Source organism: Paenibacillus spiritus, assembly GCF_008710135.1.
Classification (GTDB): domain Bacteria; phylum Bacillota; class Bacilli; order Paenibacillales; family Paenibacillaceae; genus Paenibacillus_AQ; species Paenibacillus_AQ glufosinatiresistens.
In genome coordinates, this window is sequence record NZ_VYKK01000042.1 from 1 (window position 1) to 7,411 (window position 7,411).

Here is a 7,411-nt window from a genome sequence, read left to right on the forward strand (position 1 = left end):
GGCGGCCTCCGCCTGGGTAAGCGGCGGCAAAGAGGGAGTCATCGATGCGTTCCACCATGTCGTTGACGACCCGAACAACGTGATTTTGGGGGATATCCTCTTCCAAATCCATTGGCAGATAAAGTTGATCCATGCTATATTGAATGTACAAAGAAATTGTTCCTTTCGTATATGGTTGGGTGGTACCTCCATTTTACTAAAGAACGGTTTCTTTTTGTATTCCACCAGCAAAAAAACGGGGCTGTCTCTCAGGTCATTTTATGACCCTTTTGAGACAGCCCCATCAGAATATTTTTAAATTATTACGTAAATAATACAATTTTCATCCAATTTATACAAGATTGTATTTAGATAAACTAAATAAAAAGCTAGTGACAACTTATATTTTCTTTATTGTCTTGTTTCCAAAATTATATACAAAAATAAAATATGAACTTTTGAAGAAAGAAGGAGAGTGTGTCACTCTTTTTGTCTGATGGTATCAATAAAAATTGTATCCTCGTTCACCCTAAACTTAAGATTGAACGAATAGCCTTTCTCAAAGGCTCAATACCATTCTGATATCCCTTAACGTGAAAGAACGAGTCATCTTCTCGCCCAATCCGCGAATTCTCAAAGTCTTTAAGTGTAATTTTATTATTGCTTATGAACTTCTGAATATCGATAGACTGGTTGTTAATCTTATTCTGATATGTAGTAGTGATCCAAGATCTAAGCAACTGTAAGTGTTCTCTCGACTGAATCCAATCGAACATAATAAATGTTTCTTGAGTCTTGTAGTTATAGGAAATTTCTACATTTTGCAAGAATGTTTTGGCCACTAATAGGTCTAAGTAAAGACCCACCATTTTCTTCGGCTTCAAGACTATGATTTCTCTTGCATACCACAGAGTGAAAAATACACGTTTCGCACCATTCGGGGCAACTGCATAATACTCGATGGAACCGCTCTTGCTCAATAAAGGTGTAACTCCAGGGAAATTGCTTGCGAAGTCATGTAATTCCATAAGATAACCACTCAAATCGTAACGATTAATTATCTCACCAGGAGTAAGTTCGGAAGATACCTTCCCGATTAAATGATACGAACAAAACTCTATAAACCCATCGATTAGCAGCACATTTCGATGAATCGATTTATACTTTTCTCGCTCTGTTCTTAAGAACTCGAGCACCATTCTCCACGTAAGGAGCCGTTCCTCTACCTGATTTGGATTCATCCACTTAAACCGACGCTTGTGAGCATTTAATTGAGGACGGTTCAAGATACCCGCACCTCTTTTTACTTCAAATAGTACAGCAAGCGAACCTTTTGCTGCATGCAAGTACCCATCTGCTATACCCTCATATTCTCTATCCTGAGTTTCTTCCTCTTTCGTGGGTTCCTCATCAATTTCTGCCGTCTCCGCAATTCCTATGAGGATGTTGCGGTTGTAACGGCTCTGTACTGCAGTACCAAATTGAAAGTCATATTTAAAGTCCCCGTAATCACCTTCAATGCCGGCATAGAGCAAAAAGGATTGGGTTAATTCAGGTGTACCATACCTTAAAACTTTTATAAATGCCTCTGTTAGTTGATTCTCTAACTGACTGTAATAAGACGTAAATAAATTCCCTTTCATGAGTTAACTCCCCTCATTCGTTTTTCTATTCTGGACATGATTGAAGCAATGTTTCCTGCTCTGAAGAAAACCTTACTACAGCATAGCTTATTACTTAAATCCAAGATAACCAATTCATTAAGCAATCCTGCCCAAAAATTACGCGAAACGTTCAAAAATAAGCGATGGATCGCTTCCATTCTATCGTCACTCGTTAACGTAATCGTTTATGTTCGTTGAGAATAAAGTATTAGACTGGAGTTTTTGATTTAACGCGATTTTTGAATTGAGGAATCGTCAGCTTTTGAATAACAAGTTTTAGGTGATCAGTTAAAAAAAGCAGCGGCATTCTTAGACTTGATAAATAAAGTCTAAGACTGCCGCTGTTATCGTTTAACTACCGTTTCCCGTTTGTTTCGGTTAATGCTCTCTATAGTGTAGTACTATATTTTCTCCCTACACTTTATTCCCCCGGTCTAATACTTTATTTTTCATCTATGACATTATTTTATTCTGACACCCGGCGCGTCCGACTAAAACCGAGAACCCCACCGTTGAGTCGCCATTCCTAAGCTTATCCATTCGATGGAGCGAAGTGGGAGGTCGGTACGCCCTCCTGCAGTAAATGCACCGGTTATCTTCAGCAACACAACAGCAGAGAACTGGTTAGTTGCCTGAGTCCGCTGGCGGATCGTTATTTATTCGATAGAAGTCTTCGTAATTGGTGATATGCTCGGCCATCCATGGATGGTTTAATATCTGTGTGTTGATACCCGCCTCAAATGAACTGCATTTCTCAGCCGGGATATTTAAAACAATATTACCCGTATTCACATAAGATCCCGTCTCCGGCTTCTTTAACTCTTCTAATCCGAATTGCGCAAGCCTCTGATAGTTTGGATTACACATAAGCTGACCTTTAAAGTGGAAAACCCCCGTTTTGTATACGGTACGGTCAAAAAAATCGTTTTCAACCCATTGGTTCATAAAGTACACCGTATCTCCTACCGTACAAATGCATGGGTCAAAGCCCTCTGTTAACCCCATTGGATCAAACATTTCATCAACCGTTATCTCAGAGTAATCCATAATTTCATTAACAACTATGTATCTGCCTTCAAGATGATCTTGGAGCATCAATTGCCCATCTTTACGTTGAAACGAATAATGATAGCTTCGCGGAGGTTCATAAGTGGAATAACTGCCCCCACTAATTTCTATCCCCGTCATACTAAAATAGCCTTTAGCAAGTCGGGAGGTTGCAAAAACGGGTGATATGCCCAACTTGTGGTAAGCGGATGCTCCACATCGACTGATGTACTCCGTAACTTCTCGTTTTAACACGGATTCAACTTCAGGTATATTACCAGGTCTCTCCGCTATATGCTTGTTCAGGAGGTCGCCCAAGTTTTCCTGAATCATAGGAATTTGTTTGCCACTCCCCATAACAATACATCCGTCGCCAAGAGGGGTTATTCGAAGACCTTCTGAAGCTTTCCCTTCTAAACTAAAGACGGTATTGATCCCATTATCCTCGTCAATCATGAACCCAATTCCTCCATACTGCGGTTTGGGTTTATTACGATCGGTAGTAATTGATTCCGTATACCGTTGGAGGGCCAGCTGCAGTGGCCCATCTTGCTGCGCTACATTATCCATCGTAACCTCATGCATAACCGACTCGATAATTGGCACAGCGCCTTGCCATAATGGCAAGTTACCCGCAGTGAAAATACCAAGTTTATTTTCGAACGAAACAAACTTGGACAAGACATCTACCTGGTTCCCACCACCGTAGGAAACCCGGAAATCAGATACAAATACTGCTTTATTCCCCCAACGATACATCGCTAAAATCGTTATGTTAATTCCCCCTCAATATATCTATTTATACCTGTAAGAGACTTTCACTTTAACCTATCAAGGAAAATTTTGGATATGGGGGGGCTGCAGTGTGACGCCCGGTCTGTGGTGTTCATTGAAAATAAAGTGTTAGACTGGAGTCTTTGATTTTAACGCGATTTTTGAATTGAGAAATTGTCAGCTTTTGAATAATGAGTTTAGACTGATTAATTTAAAGAAGCAACGGCGGACCAAGACTTGATAAATAAAGTCTTAGACTACCGCTGTTGTCGTTAAACTATCGTTTCCCGTTAGCTTAAACGTAATTTACGATGCGGTTCACTTAATGAGGCTATCGGGCCCATCCCTAAGTGTGTAAGCGGTGCGTACTAGCCAACCTGCTAAAAGGGGCAAAGTCTAATCTGCATAGTAACCATGGAAGGCCGCCGAAGTAGTCGGAGGCCTTCCATTCCTTGACTCAACGATCGTTTCTCGTTAGCCCAATACTTATCCCCCATGTACTCCCGAGAACAAGCAGTTCATCATATAGATCACCAATTACCCCAATACCTAGGAAAACCTTGGCTCTTCATCCATTGGACCATTTTTTGAGTGTCGATAACAAGGGGAACAACGTTTCCGGGATGCACTCGATAAAAATCTTCTTCACTATTACCTCTTGATCAGATCTTTCCATTTTCATGCTACCGCTTCTCTTCTTCATGTTCTTTTTTACTTCTATTGTTGGGCATGACGGATGAAAGCTATAAGCTGATCCATTTTCTCATCAAGGTCTAATTCTGAGAAATGACACTCTCCCCATAAAGCAGAAACAGATCGAGCTATCTGAACTTTATCTACATCTGAAACGCTTCTCACGACTGCATCGGTATATTCTTTGCTATCACTTTTTCGGGTATAGAGCTGCGCGAAGAATTGATCAAACGAGTGACTTCGGTTAAAAGTCTGGTGATTTAATGAAGCAGGATCGGGATGGTGCAGTCTAACGCGCTCGCCTTTATATTTAAAAAACTGCCGTACGGCATGTTTCGTGAAAACCTCAATCATCAAGCCGTGTGGCACATAATTTTCAATTTCACGTCCTTCTGTGATCCACAGCGATACATAGCGTGAAAGTTCGGGCATTAGTTCGAGACGCTTCTTGATTCTTAGTACGCGCGGCTTCAATGTCACTCGGTTTTCACCAAGGTCACTGTCACACACGATAACCGAATAACGGCTAGTCTTCAGAATATCGATAAAGCTATCTATATGGGCATCCTGGTTATCGTCATCTTCAGCCAGCAGCCTGTAGTGATCAAGCAAAGCACCGCCATAATACACGAAACTGTAATCTTTGCCTTCAATAAAGCCAACGCCGTTCATAGCAGCTTTACGTTCCATCCACGTCTTAATGTATATCTTGTCGCTCGGCCCCTCCACCCATATGACTACGTTGGATTGGAGCAGCTGCGATGGTTTCATTCCTAGATCATCCAACGCGAAGCTTAGATCAATTCGGTTGGAGCAAAGGGATGCAGAAGTAGAACCATCGCTACTTCTTTCTAGTCGATAGACTGTGTAGTCACCAGAAATCCGATCCAATACAACCGAGGAATGCGTAAGTAGGAAGAACCGGTGGTTCACAAAGTGACTCTCCAAAATCTGAATCAGTTGACTAAGCGCTCTGGCATGCATGTTGAGTTCGATCTCTTCGATAAAAATATTTAAATGCTCATCATTGTGCAAGTATAGAGCTGAAAGCAGCAAGACAAATTGAAGAACACCCATGCCGAGATCGCGAAGTTCGAACGACTTCCAATTGCCGTTGCGCAATAATTGAATTTCGAACTCAGCTCGTTCCGGGATATAGTCAATCTTTAGATCACGATTCATTTTTTCAGCTGCTTCAACGGCAGCCCAAACTTCTTCCTCGCTGCCGTGTTCCTCGATATAAAAACCTTTAGTAGTGAAGTTAAACGATCTCACATTGAATCTAACTTCTTCCCCTAACAAGTCGAAGAGATGTGCCTGCATTTGGTCTTTATAATGATTAAACCATGTCCGGTCATGGCGTGCTTTATTGAACACCCAGTCGGAAGGACGATCACCGCCAATCTGCGCTTCGAATTTATTTATTGAATTTTTAACGTAACCTCTAGCATCTGTAAAAACTTTAATATGCCTTCTAAATAATTGCACCGCTTTCTCAACTGGTATTTCTTCCGAAGGCTGGTTGTTCGTAATGACGGTTTTTCCATCACTCTTTACATTAAGTTGAATACGAGTTCCCAGATTTGGATTATCCAGCTTAACAAAAGTCATATCAGCGTATATTGAACCTTTGGTCTGCCATAAATCCTGGGTATCCCGAGTTCCAATAGCATGTGTTTTATCACGAATGAGATCCATAAAGCGGCTTAAATTGGACTTACCTATATTATTTGAGCCAATAATAAGATTCATTTTGCTGAATGAAGTAAAGACTATACCGGAATCCTCTGAGAAGGAGCGAAACCCACGGATAGATAACTGTTTGAGCCACATAAGCAACATCCTTTCCTCAATCTAAACGTGATTATTTTATTAGATAAATGTAGGTCTAAAGTTTTTTCCTTTATCAGCTCAAATCTCGAGTATACCTGCGGAGTGTAATCATCAGTGGCACAAATAATTATGAATAACCATTCAGTGAGTTCGAGGTTCTGACATTCACATAAACTTTGAAAAGCACAATTTTAAAGTTCGATGGTTCGCTAATTCTATTTCTGATTGCTCCTGATTAAGTATTTCCGATCGATATAATGTTACCTTGAAGAATATGAGGTTCAATTAATTAATTCGATTTATTCCCATTGTATCCTGCCCGTTAACTTAACGAGAAGCAGCCGGTCCTCAAGGCCGGCTGCTTCTGTCTGTATTGAGCTATCGTTTCACGTTAGAGCAATAATTTTAAGTGACTGAAGGGAACAACCCCGATGCGATTAGGGAGTGAAGGGTTGTCTGCCTGGTTCCTCAAGAACCTTAGGTCTGCCCATAACGTGAATATGGAGCTAAGTAATAGAATCTGTGGATGCAACCAACTCAATTCCTAATATCATAGAAACCAATAAAGCGAATTTATTAATCTCATTATCTGGAATTGAAGTAATTAAATCCTGAAAACTATCTCTTGCCATTTCTAGGTTTTTTGATATAGGTAATAAGCTAATGCTACGCATTAAGAGTTCCATATCATCACTAAGTAATTTTGCTTCATTCCTAGAAATCAAATGATCATTATAACTTCTTTCTATAAACTGAAAGCACTCATTGTTTTGACCATTCTTCAAGTATGCCATTGTTAGCTTTCTTATAACTAAGTATGATTTATCATATTCTAAATATTTATTTAGTATTTGTATTCGATATTTAGGTGGTAATACACTTAATATTGTCGGTGCCCATTTACTGGGTCCATTATTATGAAAACCATATACCTTGAAATATGATACGAACATTTCAACTGAGAAATTCGATACGGCCTCTAATGAAAACTCAATATTATTTTCAGTAATATTGGCTTCCACCCCTTCATGAGCAGCCATATTTCCAAATTCCTTTGCATCAATTAGGTCTGATACAACTTTGTTATCAAGAAACTCTTTGGCCATCAATAACTTTTTATGTAACTTATATCCATTCCATTTTTCTTTAATATCTGAAGTAACAAATTCATATATCATCGAATCAGCAATTCTCTCAAGACATAATCTAATATCTATACTTCTATAATAGAAATCATTTTGTGAATCCATCGCCTTTTTAAAGTAACTTGCTGCAATGGGTACGATTAGTGGTATCTCTTTATTCATTGCACATCCTCCATTATTATCATTTAGCTTTTCCCTATTATACTAGGATGTGTCTGAAAACTAAATACTATGGTAAGATTTGAGAAAAACGATTGGAGAGTTAAGCATGATTCA

The 7,411-nt window shown here is 39.6% G+C and carries 4 protein-coding genes; all 4 read right to left on the reverse strand.

The window, feature by feature from the left end:
- Nucleotides 1-503 precede the first annotated feature (503 nt).
- Nucleotides 504-1,622, reverse strand: coding sequence for a hypothetical protein (locus tag F4V43_RS19275; protein ID WP_150459889.1), 1,119 nt, complete (start codon nucleotides 1,620-1,622; stop codon nucleotides 504-506).
- 645 nt (nucleotides 1,623-2,267) lie between these two features.
- Complete coding sequence (locus F4V43_RS19280) at nucleotides 2,268-3,371, reverse strand: hypothetical protein (RefSeq protein ID WP_150459890.1); 1,104 nt, start codon at nucleotides 3,369-3,371, stop codon at nucleotides 2,268-2,270.
- An 810-nt stretch (nucleotides 3,372-4,181) separates the two neighbouring features.
- Nucleotides 4,182-5,990 carry an ATP-dependent nuclease gene (locus tag F4V43_RS19285; RefSeq protein ID WP_191089655.1) on the reverse strand — a complete coding sequence of 603 codons (1,809 nt, stop codon included), beginning with the start codon at nucleotides 5,988-5,990 and terminating at the stop codon, nucleotides 4,182-4,184.
- A gap of 506 nt (nucleotides 5,991-6,496) precedes the next feature.
- Nucleotides 6,497-7,297 (reverse strand): hypothetical protein, encoded by an 801-nt coding sequence (locus tag F4V43_RS19290; protein WP_150459892.1) that lies wholly within the window; start codon nucleotides 7,295-7,297, stop codon nucleotides 6,497-6,499.
- Nucleotides 7,298-7,411 lie beyond the last annotated feature (114 nt).